The organism is Paenibacillus sp. B2(2019), from assembly GCF_008370385.1.
Taxonomy (GTDB): Bacteria; Bacillota; Bacilli; order Paenibacillales; family Paenibacillaceae; genus Paenibacillus_AQ.
Genome location: NZ_VTZR01000002.1, coordinates 642,581 through 656,897 on the forward strand (window position 1 = coordinate 642,581; position 14,317 = coordinate 656,897).

At 43.5% G+C, this 14,317-nt stretch carries 16 protein-coding genes and 1 riboswitch; of the genes, 9 read left to right on the plus strand and 7 right to left on the minus strand.

What is annotated here, in order from left to right; genetic code table 11:
* Window positions 1-11: 11 nt before the first annotated feature.
* The 4 genes from thiM to PAENI_RS03285 are packed head-to-tail and all read right to left on the minus strand — an operon-like array spanning window position 12 to window position 3,327.
* Window positions 12-806: a hydroxyethylthiazole kinase gene (thiM, locus tag PAENI_RS03270; protein ID WP_149644231.1), complete on the minus strand. Its 795-nt coding sequence runs from the start codon at window positions 804-806 to the stop codon at window positions 12-14.
* 40 nt (window positions 807-846) lie between these two features.
* On the minus strand, window positions 847-1,881 hold the full coding sequence (locus PAENI_RS03275) for an ABC transporter substrate-binding protein (protein ID WP_149644232.1): 1,035 nt from the start codon (window positions 1,879-1,881) through the stop codon (window positions 847-849).
* Window positions 1,878-2,651, minus strand: coding sequence for an ABC transporter permease (locus PAENI_RS03280; protein WP_188114459.1), 774 nt, complete (start codon window positions 2,649-2,651; stop codon window positions 1,878-1,880). The genes PAENI_RS03275 and PAENI_RS03280 overlap by 4 nt, the downstream gene beginning before the upstream one ends.
* A complete protein-coding gene (locus PAENI_RS03285; RefSeq protein ID WP_188114460.1) occupies window positions 2,632-3,327 on the minus strand; it encodes an ABC transporter ATP-binding protein in 696 nt (231 codons plus the stop codon). The genes PAENI_RS03280 and PAENI_RS03285 overlap by 20 nt, the downstream gene beginning before the upstream one ends.
* A 267-nt stretch (window positions 3,328-3,594) precedes the next feature.
* Window positions 3,595-3,698, minus strand: a riboswitch (TPP riboswitch).
* A 223-nt stretch (window positions 3,699-3,921) separates the two neighbouring features.
* Between PAENI_RS03285 and PAENI_RS03290 the strand changes: the two genes are divergently transcribed.
* Genes PAENI_RS03290 through PAENI_RS03300 form a run of 3 tightly spaced genes read left to right on the plus strand, consistent with a single transcriptional unit; the run spans window position 3,922 to window position 6,245 of the window.
* Window positions 3,922-4,758 (plus strand): amino acid ABC transporter substrate-binding protein, encoded by an 837-nt coding sequence (locus PAENI_RS03290; RefSeq protein WP_076282859.1) that lies wholly within the window; start codon window positions 3,922-3,924, stop codon window positions 4,756-4,758.
* 51 nt (window positions 4,759-4,809) lie between these two features.
* On the plus strand, window positions 4,810-5,478 hold the full coding sequence (locus PAENI_RS03295) for an amino acid ABC transporter permease (protein WP_076299420.1): 669 nt from the start codon (window positions 4,810-4,812) through the stop codon (window positions 5,476-5,478).
* A 14-nt stretch (window positions 5,479-5,492) separates the two neighbouring features.
* Complete coding sequence (locus PAENI_RS03300; RefSeq protein ID WP_149644234.1) at window positions 5,493-6,245, plus strand: amino acid ABC transporter ATP-binding protein; 753 nt, start codon at window positions 5,493-5,495, stop codon at window positions 6,243-6,245.
* Between the two features lie 94 nt (window positions 6,246-6,339).
* Here PAENI_RS03300 and PAENI_RS03305 read toward each other — a convergent pair whose 3' ends face one another.
* Window positions 6,340-7,002: an S-layer homology domain-containing protein gene (locus tag PAENI_RS03305; protein ID WP_149644235.1), complete on the minus strand. Its 663-nt coding sequence runs from the start codon at window positions 7,000-7,002 to the stop codon at window positions 6,340-6,342.
* Between the two features lie 321 nt (window positions 7,003-7,323).
* Between PAENI_RS03305 and PAENI_RS03310 the strand changes: the two genes are divergently transcribed.
* Window positions 7,324-7,797 carry a Fur family transcriptional regulator gene (locus PAENI_RS03310; protein WP_042187525.1) on the plus strand — a complete coding sequence of 158 codons (474 nt, stop codon included), beginning with the start codon at window positions 7,324-7,326 and terminating at the stop codon, window positions 7,795-7,797.
* Between the two features lie 365 nt (window positions 7,798-8,162).
* On the opposite strand, the gene PAENI_RS03315 is transcribed toward PAENI_RS03310, so the two are convergent.
* Complete coding sequence (locus PAENI_RS03315) at window positions 8,163-8,843, minus strand: TIGR00266 family protein (RefSeq protein WP_042187527.1); 681 nt, start codon at window positions 8,841-8,843, stop codon at window positions 8,163-8,165.
* Window positions 8,844-8,988: 145 nt separating this feature from the next.
* Between PAENI_RS03315 and PAENI_RS03320 the strand changes: the two genes are divergently transcribed.
* Together PAENI_RS03320 and PAENI_RS03325 are read left to right on the plus strand one after the other, a co-directional pair.
* Window positions 8,989-9,195 carry a hypothetical protein gene (locus tag PAENI_RS03320; protein WP_076282856.1) on the plus strand — a complete coding sequence of 69 codons (207 nt, stop codon included), beginning with the start codon at window positions 8,989-8,991 and terminating at the stop codon, window positions 9,193-9,195.
* A gap of 61 nt (window positions 9,196-9,256) precedes the next feature.
* Window positions 9,257-9,988 carry a class I SAM-dependent methyltransferase gene (locus PAENI_RS03325; RefSeq protein WP_076282853.1) on the plus strand — a complete coding sequence of 244 codons (732 nt, stop codon included), beginning with the start codon at window positions 9,257-9,259 and terminating at the stop codon, window positions 9,986-9,988.
* A gap of 208 nt (window positions 9,989-10,196) precedes the next feature.
* Here the strand turns inward: PAENI_RS03325 and PAENI_RS03330 are convergent, their stop codons facing one another.
* Entirely contained in the window at window positions 10,197-11,015 is an 819-nt protein-coding gene (locus PAENI_RS03330) for an AraC family transcriptional regulator (RefSeq protein WP_042187534.1), read from the minus strand.
* Window positions 11,016-11,335: 320 nt separating this feature from the next.
* Between PAENI_RS03330 and PAENI_RS03335 the strand changes: the two genes are divergently transcribed.
* From PAENI_RS03335 to PAENI_RS03345, 3 genes are read left to right on the plus strand one after another with little or no spacing between them, the layout of a single operon-like run.
* Window positions 11,336-12,109 carry a sugar phosphate isomerase/epimerase family protein gene (locus PAENI_RS03335; protein ID WP_149644236.1) on the plus strand — a complete coding sequence of 258 codons (774 nt, stop codon included), beginning with the start codon at window positions 11,336-11,338 and terminating at the stop codon, window positions 12,107-12,109.
* A complete protein-coding gene (locus PAENI_RS03340; RefSeq protein WP_042187538.1) occupies window positions 12,102-13,199 on the plus strand; it encodes a Gfo/Idh/MocA family protein in 1,098 nt (365 codons plus the stop codon). The genes PAENI_RS03335 and PAENI_RS03340 overlap by 8 nt, the downstream gene beginning before the upstream one ends.
* A 22-nt stretch (window positions 13,200-13,221) precedes the next feature.
* Entirely contained in the window at window positions 13,222-14,298 is a 1,077-nt protein-coding gene (locus PAENI_RS03345) for a Gfo/Idh/MocA family protein (RefSeq protein ID WP_076282850.1), read from the plus strand.
* Window positions 14,299-14,317: the final 19 nt, after the last annotated feature.

The window sequence follows — 14,317 nt, forward strand, 5'->3', positions numbered from 1 at the left end:
CCTTAGGGTTGTTATCTGAGTTGCTTGATTATTGATTTATCTTGGTAAGTTTCAGCTGTGACCAAGCTCAATTGATTTAGAAACTCGATTTGAAAGCTCCCCGGACCTTGTCCAGTCGTTAGTTCAGCGGCGATTTCAGCAGCCACTCCATAGAAGGAGAGAGCTTCGACTGCGGCTTCAAGAGATGCTCCTTCACTTACCGCTAGAAATGCACCGACTACTGCACTTAGCAGACAACCGGTTCCCGTTACTTTCGTTAGAATTGGGTGACCGTTGCTGGCAATGTAGGTGTTATCTCCATTTGTGATGACATCGTCTTTTCCGGTGATGATAACTACACAACCTAACTTCCGCGCGGCTGTCTCAGCCAAGACGACTACGTCGCCATCCCCTTCGCCTGCATCTACCCCTTTAATAGACCAGCTTTCACCAATGACATTGGCAACTTCTGCTACATTGCCACGTAGCGCGGTAATCTGCATCTCATTCACTAGCTTTTGAGTGACCGCTGTTCGATAAGAAGTGGCTCCTGCACCCACTGGATCAAGAACTAAGGGAACGCCGTGCTTATTCGCAGATTGTCCCGCGAGCACCATGGATTGAATGGCGTAGTCATTCAGTGTGCCGATATTTAGAACTACAGCAGATGAAAATGCGGCGATATCGACCACTTCCTCGTGAGCATCCGCCATAAAGGGGGAGGCACCTAGCGCCAAAAGACCGTTGGCTGAGAAATTGGCTACGACGATGTTGGTGATATTGTGGACCAGTGGATTGGATTCCCGTACTTTGGATAGATAACTCATGATTATTCCTCCTCAAGTTTTATGAGCGAATAGCTAATGTTTAAAGATTAATAAAAGCATCCTCAGCTTTGATGTCATTAGATAGTAAATCATTGTCCGATAGCCACTGTCTTACCTTCTCCCAAGACGCGGGCGCTTGATATCCAAAATCTTGATCACCCGCATTCATTAGCGGTAGTAGAATCGCCAGGCTCTTCTCTTCAATTTGCTTATCGAGTGGAGAGGTCTCATCTTCGTGTGCAAGCAGCAAATTTAACGCTTTTTCCGGATTCTCCTGCACAAATTGTTGTCCTTTAGTAATTGCATTTAGAAACTTCTTGAAATAAGACTCAGAATTTTGTATTCCTTGATCGCTGGCGACAAGGACTAGCTCATAATAATCGGGGACTCCGTAATCTGTGGGATTGAACGAGTTCACGGGATGACCTTCTTTTTCCAAGATTAATTGTTCGTGGTTAATGAACCCTCCCATAATGGCATCCACTTGCCCCGTCGCAATCGCCGGAATAAGGTCAAAGCCTACGTCGATTAATTTGCTAGCCTTAGGGTCACCCCCATCGTTTTGGATCATCGTACGAATCATGGCTTCATAAAGAGGAATGGAAGAATACCCAATCTGTTTACCTGTGAGGTCTTTTGGACTATGAATGTCACCAGCCTGAGGTACCATTAAATGATTAAGCGGATGCCTCACAATCGCTGCAATCGAACGTACTGGAATGTTCTCACTGCGTGCCATGAGCACCTGAGGTTGATAACTAAACGCTAAATCGATTTGATTCGCTGCTACAAGTTTCAGTGCGTCATTGCTGTCTGCGGGCATTTGGATCTCTACGTCCAGACCTTCCTCTTGGAAATAACCATTCTGCTCAGCAGCATATAAAAAAGAGTGAACGGCATTGGGATACCAATCGAGCATAATCGTCAGCTTGTGCGTTTGTTTAATTTCGTTATTAGATAAATTAGCAGGAGGACTACTTACATTGGATGTTTTTCCGCAGCTGGTGAAGATTAGGACTGAACATATGAGAAATACGGGAATAAGCCATTTTCTTTGGAAATTCAAATCATTCATTGCTTAGATCCTCTTTTCTTTAAAAATAATGGTTCGAGCAGAGCTATCATCAGAAATAACACTACACCGAGCGCGGACAACAAAAATACAGCGGCGAACATTTCGGCACTTTGCATATTTCCGGCCATCCTTCGGCTAAAGTAACCGAGTCCTTTGCTGCCGCCGAGCCATTCGCCGATGGTTGCTCCAATCACGCAGTACACAATGGATAGCTTTAGTCCTGAGAAAAAAGAGGGCAGCGCCAGCGGGATTTGGGTTTTAGCAAGCAGTTGCCAGCGGTTTGCGCCAAATGTTAATAATAAGTCTTTGTAGGCTTGAGCACTTGTACGAAGTCCGTCATATGTACTCACAACGACTGGAAAAAAAGCAGTTAGAAACACAACAGCCACTTTGCTCCACAGCGTATACCCGAACCACATAATAAAAATGGGGGATAGCGCGATTAACGGGATCGTCTGACTGATAATAAGGAACGGATAGATGGCCTTTTCAAGGGGGCGAAACAAGAACATTCCGGTGCCCAGCAGTGAACCACAGATAACCGAGAGAACAAAACCTACCAATATTTCCTGCAGTGTCGCCAATAAATGCGGTCTAAGTAATTGCCTGTGTTCGATCAATGCGATACCTATTGAAGAAGGTGCAGGTAGGATAAAGGCTGGAATCAAGTGAAGACGAACAGCTGATTCCCAGATCACAAGAATGAACAATAGCAGTAGAATGAAGGGGCCGTAATTGTTTAAATATTTTTTAAAAGGTATGGGCTGCATACAGTCTCCGCTCCAACTCTTCCCGTAACGCTATAAACCGGGGTTCATAGTTCATCTTGTAATGTCTTGGCCTCGGTAAATCAACGACGATCTCCTGTAATTCGCTATTCATGCCTCCAGACAATAAATAAATCCGATCGCTTAGTAACAGCGCTTCCTCTAGATCATGGGTGATGAGCATCACTGTTTGATCCAGCTCATCCCAAAGCTCCAACAGCCAACGGTGTATCTCACGTTTGGTCATAGCGTCGAGCGCTCCAAATGGCTCATCTAGCAGCATAAGACCGGCCCCGCTGCCAGCTACAAGCGTTCGTAGAAATGCGACTCGCTGTTTCATGCCACCCGATAGCTCATGGGGATAAGCCCTCTCTACATCGGCCAAACCGAAGCGTGACAGCATTTCCCGAATGTGAGAGATCGTCAGTTGTTTACTAAACCTTGGTTTAATCTCCCAGGGCAAAAGACAGTTGTCGAGCACGGTTCTCCAAGGCAGCAGCAAATCCTGCTGAGGCATGTATGCGATTTGACCTAAGCGAGTAGAGGATGACGAGTTCGAATGAATTATTATTTTCCCATGAGTGGGTTCGAGCAAGCCTGTTATAGTTTTGAAAAGCGTACTTTTTCCGCATCCGCTAGCCCCAATGACAGAAACAAACTCTCCTTGCCTGATATCCATGGATAGATCTGCGAATACAGGGAGTTGTTCTGATTCCGGAAAAGAGTAGGTTAAGCCTTGAATGGATAGGATTGTCGTGATGATCGAACCTCCTAAAAAGTTTTGTGAGCGTTGGCTTCTTGGAAAGCATCGTACAAAACTTGCTTCGGAAGCCTACGCTTAAGTTTTGTGATTGATTGTAAACAAATAAAGACCCATTCATTTCCGGTGGGAAATAAATGGGTCAAAAAGTTCATTCAGCATTGGAACACTAAAAATGCATGGGATGAAAATTCTGCTCCACTTCCCTCCGCTGGTATGATCCAGATCAGGTTCCAAGGGTCCGGAGCTTGAAGCTCCGTCTCAGTCGGCCGACTCCCCTAGTGAAATAACAGGTCCATATTTAATTTGTTTATAAATATACCATATCTTTCTGAGATGTAAAGAGAGGATCTTGTGAAGGATTATTCTAAGAATGGGTAATATAAGGGTAGAGATTTACCTAATATTACAATTCCGATGTATATAATCGGAAAAAACCATTGACGGTAAACAGCAGCCAGTGTAGTATACAATTTACCGGATGAATTCCGGGTAAAGAGAGGGGAATTAATAATGAAAAAACTAAGTTTAACTATTCTATTGGCGTTAACCGTGGTGTTTGTAGCGGCCTGCGGCAATAATTCGAATACCGATACTTCTAAAAATTCTTCAGCTGGAACGAATGGTGGAAATACAGCCACTGCGCAAAACAGTCTGGAAGCTGTTAAAGCTAGCGGCAAATTGCGTATAGGAACAGAAGGGACGTATGCACCCTTTACTTATCATGACGCTTCGGGGAAACTGACCGGCTTTGACGTAGAAATTGCTGAGGAAGTAGCGAAGCGTCTCGGTGTTGAACCAGAATTTTTTGAGACACAGTGGGACGGTATTTTTGCTGGGATGGATGCCAAGCGGTTTGATGTTATTTTTAACGAAGTATCCATTAATGAAGATCGTAAAGTGAAATATGATTTCTCTGAACCGTATATCGTATCTAAAGCGGTATTGATAGTGAGTGAAAACAATGAGGATATCAAAACATTTGCAGATCTTAAGGGTAAAAAAGCCGGACAATCTCTAACCAGTAACCTGTCCGATATCGCCCGTGAGAACGGTGCTGAAATCGTTGCTACAGACGGGTTCAATCAAGCGATGGACCTATTGACCTCAGGCCGTATTGATGCGACTGTAAATGATGGTTTGTCTTATCTGGACCTGAAAAAGCAAAAGCCTGATGTGAAAATAAAAGTGGTAGATGAGATTCCTGACGGTTCGCAAAGCGCAGCTGTTTTCTTAAAAGGCAACGATGAGTTGGTAAAAGCAGTGAGTGATGCAATTGTTGAAATGAAGAGCGATGGCACATACTTAAAGATTTCTGAGAAATACTTTGGTGCTGACGTTTCAAAATAATACAAGGTTTCAGAAGCTAACCAGCTTGGAGCCAAAAAAGGATGTCTAAAAATGGATGACCGCAAAATACAAATTTTCTTAGATTCACTGCTACCCCTGCTAAAAGCTGGGGTGGCTTTTACCATTCCTTTGGCATTGATATCATTTGCACTGGGACTGATCTTAGCGATATTGACTGCACTAGCTCGTCTCTCCCCGTGGGTACTTCCGAAGTTGATCGCTCGCTTTTATGTATGGGTCATTCGTGGAACCCCTTTGTTGGTACAACTGTTTATTATTTTCTATGGTTTGCCGGCAGTTGGAATTGTGCTCGACCCTTTCATAGCTGCGACCATTGGATTTACGCTTAGTGTAGGGGCTTATTCATCAGAAATCATACGTGCTGCTATCCTGTCTATACATAAAGGTCAGTGGGAAGCGGCCTTCTCCGTTGGGATGACTCGTGCCCAGGCACTGCGCCGCGTTATACTGCCACAAGCTGCCCGTGTTTCTGTACCGCCGTTATCGAATTCCTTTATTAGCTTGGTCAAAGACACTTCACTGGCAGCGACCATTACCTATACGGAGATGTTCAGAACAGCACAGCAGGTTGCTTCCACCTCCTATGAGCCACTGCTGATCTATTGCGAAGCAGGATTGTTCTATTTACTATTCTGCTCAGTGTTATCAGCACTGCAAAATTACTTGGAGAAACGACTGAGTCGTTACTCTGCGAGCTAAAGGGGGAGATAATCATGATTGAAATACTTAATTTGCATAAATCCTTCGGTGAGCTGCAGGTATTAAAGGGCATTGATCTCGAAATGGAACATGGCAAGGTACTGGTCATTATTGGCCCATCGGGTTCAGGCAAAACAACGCTCTTACGCTGCTTTAATCTGCTTGAAGTCCCTGATCAAGGAAGCTTATCGCTCAGTGATATTAAAATTAATTTCACGGATAACAAGAAAATCCCCCAGAAGTCCATTTTGGCATTACGCCAAAAAACAGGGATGGTCTTTCAGTCCTATAATCTTTTTCCGCATATGACTGCACTAGGCAACGTGATGGAGGGGCAGGTGACGGTTCAGAAACGATCCAAGGACGAAGCACGCGAACGTGGCCTTCAGTTGTTAACTAAAGTTGGCTTGGCGGACAAAGCGGATGCTTATCCGCACCAACTGTCTGGTGGCCAGCAGCAACGGGTAGCTATCGCTCGTGCCATGGCAGTAGATCCAGAGGTGCTGTTGTTCGATGAGCCTACCTCTGCGCTTGATCCTGAGTTGGTGGGGGAAGTGCTTAAGGTTATTAAACAGTTAGCGGCAGAGGGAATGACTATGGTGATAGTGACCCATGAGATGAAATTTGCTGCGGATGTGGCTGACCGGATCATTCTGATGGATGGAGGCCATATTCTAGAGCAAGGGACTCCACAAGAAGTTCTTGAGCATCCGCAGCATCCTCGTGCTCTGCAATTTCTGAACAGAATTAGTGGAGAAGAAGTATAGAAGAAGATCAAGACGCAAAAAAAGCAGTTCAGGACTATACCTGGGCTGCTTTTTCTTGTTTACCATTCAATGTTAGTGGTGCGTCGCTTCAAGGTTAGGATTTAATACCGGTCTTCAGGAATTCCAAAGCATTATAGAGCATAATCGCAGCTTCGGCGCGAGTGATTTCACTTTTTGGATTAAACTTCCCATTGGCGTCTAAACTATTTATCTTGTATTTAAGAGAACGTTGAATGCTGCCTTGATAAGAAGGATTCAGCGCAGCATCGTCAGCGATATCTACGGGCACTATATTGATCATTGGCAGATTCCCAATGCCTTCGACCCCTTGCACTAGATAATTGGTGAACTCTTCTTTGGTCATTGTTTTGGTTGGATCAATATCCTTAGGAAGCTCGACATGATTGTAATACGCATTGATAAAGGCTTCAGCGTACCAAGCTTTATCCTTGACTTTCGTGAACAAGCCACTAGCAACGGGAGCTTTGTTGAAATCAATAGCCGCGAGACTAAGCTGGACACCACCCGATATGAACTGGATCCCTTGTGCTGTTGTTACTTTGGAGCTGGGCAAGAATTGGGATTCACTAACCCCTTTGATCAAGCCTTGATTTTTTAAAGAAATAATTTTTTCTTTGCCGTTTATATTATCAATATCCTTAAAGGTATTTCCGGCTGCAAATATTTGGCCACCCAAAGAGAAGGAGAGAATCGTAACGGTTGTAATCGCGGCTAACGTTCTTTTTTTCATATTCATGGTTATTTCACCTCGTTGTATGGATGGGCCTCGTGGCCGCTATCAAATTCTTAAACGCAGAAAAATATGGAAAGGTTGCGGTCAAACCTAAATTATTTCACGAAAAAGTAGATTTTGGTAGAAAAATAGGCAGGATTGGGTGAAAGAACTTTGGATAAGAGAGCGAAAATGTTATAATGATGTCAGGCTCTATTCATTCGTGATTATTTTTGATATGATTATATCGTAACGATTACTATTTACGTTTAATATTTTGATGCATAAATGGGTGCGTCTCAGTGGATACGGATGTTAAATCATTCCGGGAAGGTAGGAGATCAAATGGATCAAATTTCAAATATCAGTCAGCTTTTTGCGGCGCAAAAATATAAATTAACGCCCCAGCGTGAGGCCATAGTGAACATATTGCTCGACAATGAGAAAGATCATCTCAGCGTAGAAGAAGTATATATGCTTGTTAAGAACAGTTATCCGCATTTAGGGCTGGCAACGGTATACCGTACACTTGAGCTCTTATGCGAGCTTCACATTGTAGAAAAGATGAACTTCGGAGATGGAGTCGCCCGTTACGATCTGCGCGGGAATGATCATTCTCACATGCATCATCATTTGATATGCAGCGTGTGTGGCAGGTTGGAGGAAATTAAGGATGACTGGCTAGTGGAGCTGGAGAAAAGAGTGGAACGTGAATATGGCTTTAACGTCACGGATCACCGCCTAGATTTCAAGGGTACTTATGACACATGTAAACGAACTGGCTGCAAAAAAGAAAAAGCAAACAAAGCGGTTTCTTAAGCCGCTTTCTACCTAAAAGAAGAAGCTGTCTCAGAAGTAGTAAGTACTACTTAGGGGGCAGCTTCTTTTTCGGAAAGGAATTAGGGAAAAACTCCCTCTAAATAACTGATAATTGGCCGATGTGAATGGAAATGGGGAAATCCTCCCTGTAAATCGGCGAAAAATCTATATTTCACAACAAATCAGTTGAATTATAGGGAGGATTTCCCTAATTAGTAGTCAAATGCGCAGAAATCTTTGAATTATAGGGAGATATTCCTTAATTTGCACGCAAAGCAGCGCTTCTTGAAAACCGGAGAAGCGCTACATTGCCTTTTAAACAGTTAAAGGAAATCCTACTTATGGGAAAGCCTATGTCATTTTTCTTAGCTTCGAGTGGGTACGAAGGATTTAATCCACGTTCCGAAGCTCCCAGGGTTACGGCTCTGAACGAGGATTACACCTTCTCCGCGGAATCGGCAGACAAGCGCTTCACCACTGGTTAAACTGTTCAGCCAACCCGAGGCTGCTTTTTCTACCTTATAGTCCATATAATCTGGCCAGGCGACGAGATGTCCATTGTCGATAATCATCTCTTCACCAGGTGCTAAATTAATGGCGTGGATCGCTCCGAAGGAGGACAGGAATACTGTTCCTCTGCCGCTGATTTCTACAATGAAGAAGCCTTCACCAGAGAAAAGTCCGCGTGTTAAATTTTGCATTTTGGTATTTACTTGAATGCCTTCCGTTCCGGCTAAGAATCCGTCCTTTTGAACTAACAGCTTATAGGAACCATCTAATTCGATAGCTTGGATATCACCTAATGATCCAGGAGACAGTAGGACCTCACTTTGACCACGGATAGCTCTGAGTTCCTGGAAGAAGAACTTTTCACCGCTCAGCATTCTTCCCAGACCCCGCATTACGCCTCCATCAGCGGTTCCTTTTAACTCTACGTTAGGAGACATGGCAACCATTGCGCCCATCTCAGCTTTAACGCTTTCGCCGGGGTCCAAATATACCTTCAACATTGCAAAAGCACCCTCGTACAAAACATCGTATTTCATCACTAAAAACCTCCGAATCTATTTAGATAAGTTAGAAAACTAGCAGTGATCTCATTGTAACGGAATTCTGGCTGCGCTCATAGTCTGTATTATGTTAAACTGTAGTTGTCTGATAGTTCATCAATGAATAGGAGAGTGGTGCCACATGGCACGAACCAAGACTCAAAAAGCCTTGTTAAAGGCAGAGCGCTCAGGTATCTGGTGCGCAGCTCAAAGTCGCAGATCCAATGGGGATTATAGCGCCATTTCACAGCATGTACGGTTAACGCCGAGCAAACAACAGCAATTGAATAAGAACAAACACAAGGAGCGGATCTTCCAAGATGATGCTCCTTTTTATTTGGCGATTTGAAAATAATGTGTCACTAAGAATATACTGATGGAAGACATTATGGATAGGAGATATATAACTGATGAAACAAAATAAATACGACGATACGAATTTCTTCTCAGCCTATAAACAAATGCCTCGTTCCATTGGTGGGCTTGAAGCAGCTGGAGAATGGCATGTATTACAACCTCTGATCCCAGACTTACATAATAAAAGTGTTCTTGATTTAGGCTGCGGATTTGGCTGGCATTGTCTATATGCACGCGAGCAGCAGGCAAGCTCAGTCGTTGGCGTAGATATCTCTGAAAAAATGCTTCAAGAAGCGCGTGAAAAAACAGACGATCCAGCTATTTCTTATATCCAGATGCCGATTGAGGATATTGAATTTGCGAGCGAACAATTTGATGTGGTCATCAGTTCATTGGCCTTGCATTATGTAAAGTCTTTTGAAGCTATCTGTCGCAAGGTTCATACTTACCTTAAGCCAGGCGGCAGCTTTATATTTTCAGTGGAGCATCCCATCTTTACTTCTCGAAATGAACAGGATTGGTATGTGGATGACCAAGGCAATCGTCTTCATTGGCCTGTAGATCATTATCAGTCTGAGGGATTGCGTGAAACGACCTTCTTAACAGAAAATGTGATTAAATATCATCGTACAATTTCAACCTACTTCAATGACTTGATTGGAGCCGGGTTTGCTATCAAAGCAGTTAAGGAGCCTAAGCCTTCTGATGAAATGAGCGATGATCCGTGGATGAAGGACGAGGATCGCAGACCGATGTTCCTGATTATTTCAGCTGAAAAAGAATAATCATCTCATTAACATGACTATTGTTTGAATATAGAAGCGAGGGTTATCCTCGTAGTAGTTTATCTACTACAGGGACAGCCCTATTTTCAAAATATAAGAAAGTTTACGTTTCACACAATACATTATACATATATTTCTCGCAAAAACGCTTACCGTCCTTTAGGGACGCTGTAGGCGTTTTTGCTTGTTGAAGCAATTCACCTCTATATTATACTTGAGTTCTGCTGTGTACACGGTACTGTCTAGGGGACATGCCGAAACGACTTCGGAATACACGGTGAAAATAAGTATAGTTCGCGAAACCGCAGGTTTCTGCTACTTGCTCCAGCGGCATCGGGCTGAAGGTTATTCGTTCTCTTGCCATCTCTAGCCGGACATCATTTACATATTTGATAATACTGGTCCCGAAGGCCTCCTTAAATAAATGAACGGCACGGGAGACGGAAATATCTACATGTGCGGCAACATCCTCCAACAGAAAAGGTAAGGTTGCATGCTCCTCAACATATTGCTTCATTCGGTAAGCTAGATAGCCTTTAGGCGTAATCGCTGGCTGATCTGTAATGAGTCTGTCGATTTCCATACACAGGATTTGCAGATAACAGGCAGATATCGCTGGTGAGAAATCGGAAAGACGTCTGTGCTCAAGAATCAGCTGACGAAATAAGCCGAGGAAATTCTCACTAAGTGGCACACTTAAGAGTGAGGGTCTCTGAGCACGTTCCCACCATTCAACAATCCAAGTTCCTTCACAAAAAATATGATAATCTCCGCTTTCAATCCGCGGCTTACCTACAGGATACTCTTCCTTATCAATGATTAAATAGTAAGGATCATTAGGAGCAAACAGCATGATATCGCCGCTCTCCACTGGAGTCATCACACCGTCGATCATTGCTCGGCTTCGGCCCTCAGTTTGCAGACGAATTAAATAGTTCTGATTTCCATGGCTATGTGACATATGAAAAGGTTTGCGGTGAAAGGAAAATCCAGCAGATAAAACGTGACAGGTAGTTGATTGATTCATGTGTCCTCCTTGATGTCTAGAAATGATAATCAGATTGTTCATGTTTTAATCATATTATTCATTTTATTATATACGCTTTCATATTACTATGTACCTAAGCAATAAAGAAAGAAATCGACCATCCACGCTATACGGAGTCGATATTAGCTATGCAAACAAGAATGGTAGTTGAAGGAAACTAATGGGAATCAGATTAGTCAATTCTGCAACAGCATTAATGTTCAAGTGATTGCTGCTGTTGATCTCTTTGGGGACGAGCAGCAGAAAGAAGTTTAATTGAATTAGTAAGCTAACCCTAAACCCATTGGAGTGATTAGAAAATGCTGAAGATAGGTCTGCAATTGTACACGCTTAGAGAAGAATTGGAACAGGATTTTGAAGGAACACTGCGTAAGGTAGCAGCCCTTGGATATAAAGGCGTAGAGTTTTTCCACTATTTCGGCCGCACCGCAGCAGAAGTCAAACAATTGCTAAATGAGCTTGGACTGGTTGCGCTCGGCGCACATCGTCCATATGACGCATTGTTGAATGATACAGAAGCAGAGATCTCTTACAATCTTGAGATTGGAAATCCAAATTTGATTGTTCCTTATTTGTCAGAAGAACAACGTAACTATGAAGAGGTTGCCGCGAATCTGAAGGTTATTGGAGAAAAGTGCAAAGTGGGCGGAGCAGTTCTTCTGTATCACAATCATGATTTCGAGTTAACAGATAAATATGGTGATAGTGACCGTACTGCTTTTGATGGATTGTTTGAAGAGGTGCCGGCTGACCTGTTACAAGTGGAAATGGATACTTGCTGGGTACATCATGCAGGCTATGATCCAGTTGAATATATCAATAAATACGCAGGTCGACTGCCGATCATCCATCTGAAGGATTTGAAGAAAAAAGAAGACGGCTCTCCAGAAACTGTTGTACTAGGTGAAGGTGAAGTGAACCTTACTGCAATTTTAAATGCAGCTGTACAGGCAAATGTGGAGTGGGCGGTAGTAGAGCAGGATTTCTGCAGTCGTTCACCATTAGAAAGTGTAGAAGATAGTTTGAAATGGGTAAAAGCATACGCAAATCAAGGAGGAAAAGTTAATGTCTAATAAGTTGAGAATTGCTATTGTAGGTTGCGGTGGTATCGCAAATGGGAAACATATGCCAAGTTTGTCACGTCAGAAGGATGCTGAAATGGTAGCTTTCTGCGATATCATAGAAGAGCGTGCACAGAAAGCTGCTCAGACTTATGGCGCTGAAGGCGCTGCTGTTTATACAGATTACACTGAGCTTTTGAAAGCTGGCGGATTTGATATTGTTCATGTATGTACACCAAATGACAGTCACTCCGTGATTACTATTGCTGCATTGGAAGCAGGTAACCATGTAATGTGCGAGAAACCAATGGCTAAAACCACTGCCCAAGCACAAGAAATGTTGGATGCTGCGAAGCGTACGGGGATGAAGTTGTCTGTCGCTTACCAGAACCGTTATCGTTCGGATAGTGAATACCTTAAAGCACTCTGCGAAAACGGCGAACTAGGTGATATCTATTATGCAAAAGCAATTGCCCTTCGTCGTCGTGCGGTTCCTACTTGGGGCGTGTTCCTGGATGAAGAAAAGCAAGGCGGCGGCCCACTGATCGATATCGGTACGCATGCACTTGATCTTACTTTATGGATGATGGATAATTATAAACCACGCAGTGTTATGGGCTCGTCTTTCCATAAGCTGAGTAACCGAAAGAACGCTGGAAATGCCTTTGGTCCTTGGGATCCTGAGCAATTTAAGGTAGAAGATTCAGCTTTTGGATTTATTACCATGGAAAATGGTGCTACAATTGTACTTGAATCCAGCTGGGCACTAAATGTATCTGAGTATCGAGAAGCTCAGACGCTTCTTGCAGGTACAGAAGGTGGTGCAGATATGAAGGATGGTCTGCGCCTAAACGGTGACCGTGGTGGACGTCTGTATGAGACCAAAGTAGACTTGTCTGCTGGTGGAGTAGCGTTCTTTGATGGAGGACAGGAAAATGAATCTGATCGTGAAGCTCGCTTGTGGCTTGAGGCGGTTAGAGAAGACAAGGAACCTGTAGTTAAACCTGAGCAGGCCCTCGTTGTTACTCAAATCTTGGAAGCTATTTATGAATCTTCACGTACAGGTCGCGCTGTGTATTTTGACGGCACATCAGATAATTAATAGGGAAGTAGGAGAGGAAGTCATGAGCTCAAAGATACATTCCGTAGTCATCGTTGGCTTTGGTGGAATGGGAAGTTATCACGCGAAATTAATTAAGGAGACTAACTCCCTAGAAGTGGTAGGGACATACGACTTGCTTGAAGCACGTCGTGCGGACTCCATCAATGCTGGTTACAAGGTATATGAAAGTTATGAAGAAGTATTAGCAGATCCTGCAGTTGAGATTGTTCTTATTGCGACACCAAACGATGTACACAAAGAAATCGCTATACGTGCGCTACAAGCTGGCAAACATGTTATTTGTGAGAAGCCAGTCGCTATGTCCAAGGAAGAGCTTCAAGATATGCTGGCTGCTGCGGATGCAGCAGGACGTGTGTTCATGGTACATCAGAACAGACGTTGGGATGAGGATTTCTTAACCATCAAAAAAATGTACGATCAAGAGACCATCGGTTCTTTGTTCCAGCTTGAATCTCGCGTACACGGAGCGAATGGTATTCCAGGAGACTGGCGCCATGTCAAGGCACAAGGTGGAGGAATGCTGCTAGATTGGGGCGTTCATTTATTAGATCAGCTCTTATTTATGATCGATAGCAAAGTCATCAGTGTGAGCAGCAGTCTGAGCTTTATTCTAGGCAATGATGTAGATGATGGCTTTGAAGCCATCCTGCAATTTGAGAATGGAATTAAAGCTATCGTTGAGGTTGGGACAACTAACTTTATTACGCTGCCTAGATGGTATGTTAAGGGTATTGAAGGAACGGGTATTATCGAAGATTGGTCTTTAACTGGACGTTTAGTAACCAGAAACAATGAAGGTGAAAAGATCGAGCCTAAGCCTATACGTGCTGGTGTTGGATTAACCAAAACTATGGCGCCTCCTTCAGAAGGGGCTACGATTACAGAAGCTTTACCTCAACCTGCGGAGCTAGGCTCTAGCTTCTATGACAATTTCGCAGCCGTTATTGAGGGAACAGCTGAGCCAATCGTTAAGAATGCCGAAGTAATGCGTGTTCAGAATTTGATTGAAGCTATTTTTGAATCTGCTGAGAAGAATCAAGTAGTAAAAGACTTCGATATGTATGGTGAAGGTAAGTAAACTATTTGCAAAAGAGGTG

Excerpts from the sequence above, each read along its gene's own strand:
- thiM (WP_149644231.1), bottom strand. The coding sequence starts at position 806 with ATGAGTTATCTATCCAAAGTACGGGAATCCAATCCACTGGTCCACAAT.
- PAENI_RS03275 (WP_149644232.1), bottom strand. The coding sequence starts at position 1,881 with ATGAATGATTTGAATTTCCAAAGAAAATGGCTTATTCCCGTATTTCTC.
- PAENI_RS03280 (WP_188114459.1), bottom strand. The coding sequence starts at position 2,651 with ATGCAGCCCATACCTTTTAAAAAATATTTAAACAATTACGGCCCCTTC.
- PAENI_RS03285 (WP_188114460.1), bottom strand. The coding sequence starts at position 3,327 with ATGGATATCAGGCAAGGAGAGTTTGTTTCTGTCATTGGGGCTAGCGGA.
- PAENI_RS03290 (WP_076282859.1), top strand. The coding sequence starts at position 3,922 with ATGAAAAAACTAAGTTTAACTATTCTATTGGCGTTAACCGTGGTGTTT.
- PAENI_RS03295 (WP_076299420.1), top strand. The coding sequence starts at position 4,810 with ATGGATGACCGCAAAATACAAATTTTCTTAGATTCACTGCTACCCCTG.
- PAENI_RS03300 (WP_149644234.1), top strand. The coding sequence starts at position 5,493 with ATGATTGAAATACTTAATTTGCATAAATCCTTCGGTGAGCTGCAGGTA.
- PAENI_RS03305 (WP_149644235.1), bottom strand. The coding sequence starts at position 7,002 with ATGAATATGAAAAAAAGAACGTTAGCCGCGATTACAACCGTTACGATT.
- PAENI_RS03310 (WP_042187525.1), top strand. The coding sequence starts at position 7,324 with ATGGATCAAATTTCAAATATCAGTCAGCTTTTTGCGGCGCAAAAATAT.
- PAENI_RS03315 (WP_042187527.1), bottom strand. The coding sequence starts at position 8,843 with ATGAAATACGATGTTTTGTACGAGGGTGCTTTTGCAATGTTGAAGGTA.
- PAENI_RS03320 (WP_076282856.1), top strand. The coding sequence starts at position 8,989 with ATGGCACGAACCAAGACTCAAAAAGCCTTGTTAAAGGCAGAGCGCTCA.
- PAENI_RS03325 (WP_076282853.1), top strand. The coding sequence starts at position 9,257 with ATGAAACAAAATAAATACGACGATACGAATTTCTTCTCAGCCTATAAA.
- PAENI_RS03330 (WP_042187534.1), bottom strand. The coding sequence starts at position 11,015 with ATGAATCAATCAACTACCTGTCACGTTTTATCTGCTGGATTTTCCTTT.
- PAENI_RS03335 (WP_149644236.1), top strand. The coding sequence starts at position 11,336 with ATGCTGAAGATAGGTCTGCAATTGTACACGCTTAGAGAAGAATTGGAA.
- PAENI_RS03340 (WP_042187538.1), top strand. The coding sequence starts at position 12,102 with ATGTCTAATAAGTTGAGAATTGCTATTGTAGGTTGCGGTGGTATCGCA.
- PAENI_RS03345 (WP_076282850.1), top strand. The coding sequence starts at position 13,222 with ATGAGCTCAAAGATACATTCCGTAGTCATCGTTGGCTTTGGTGGAATG.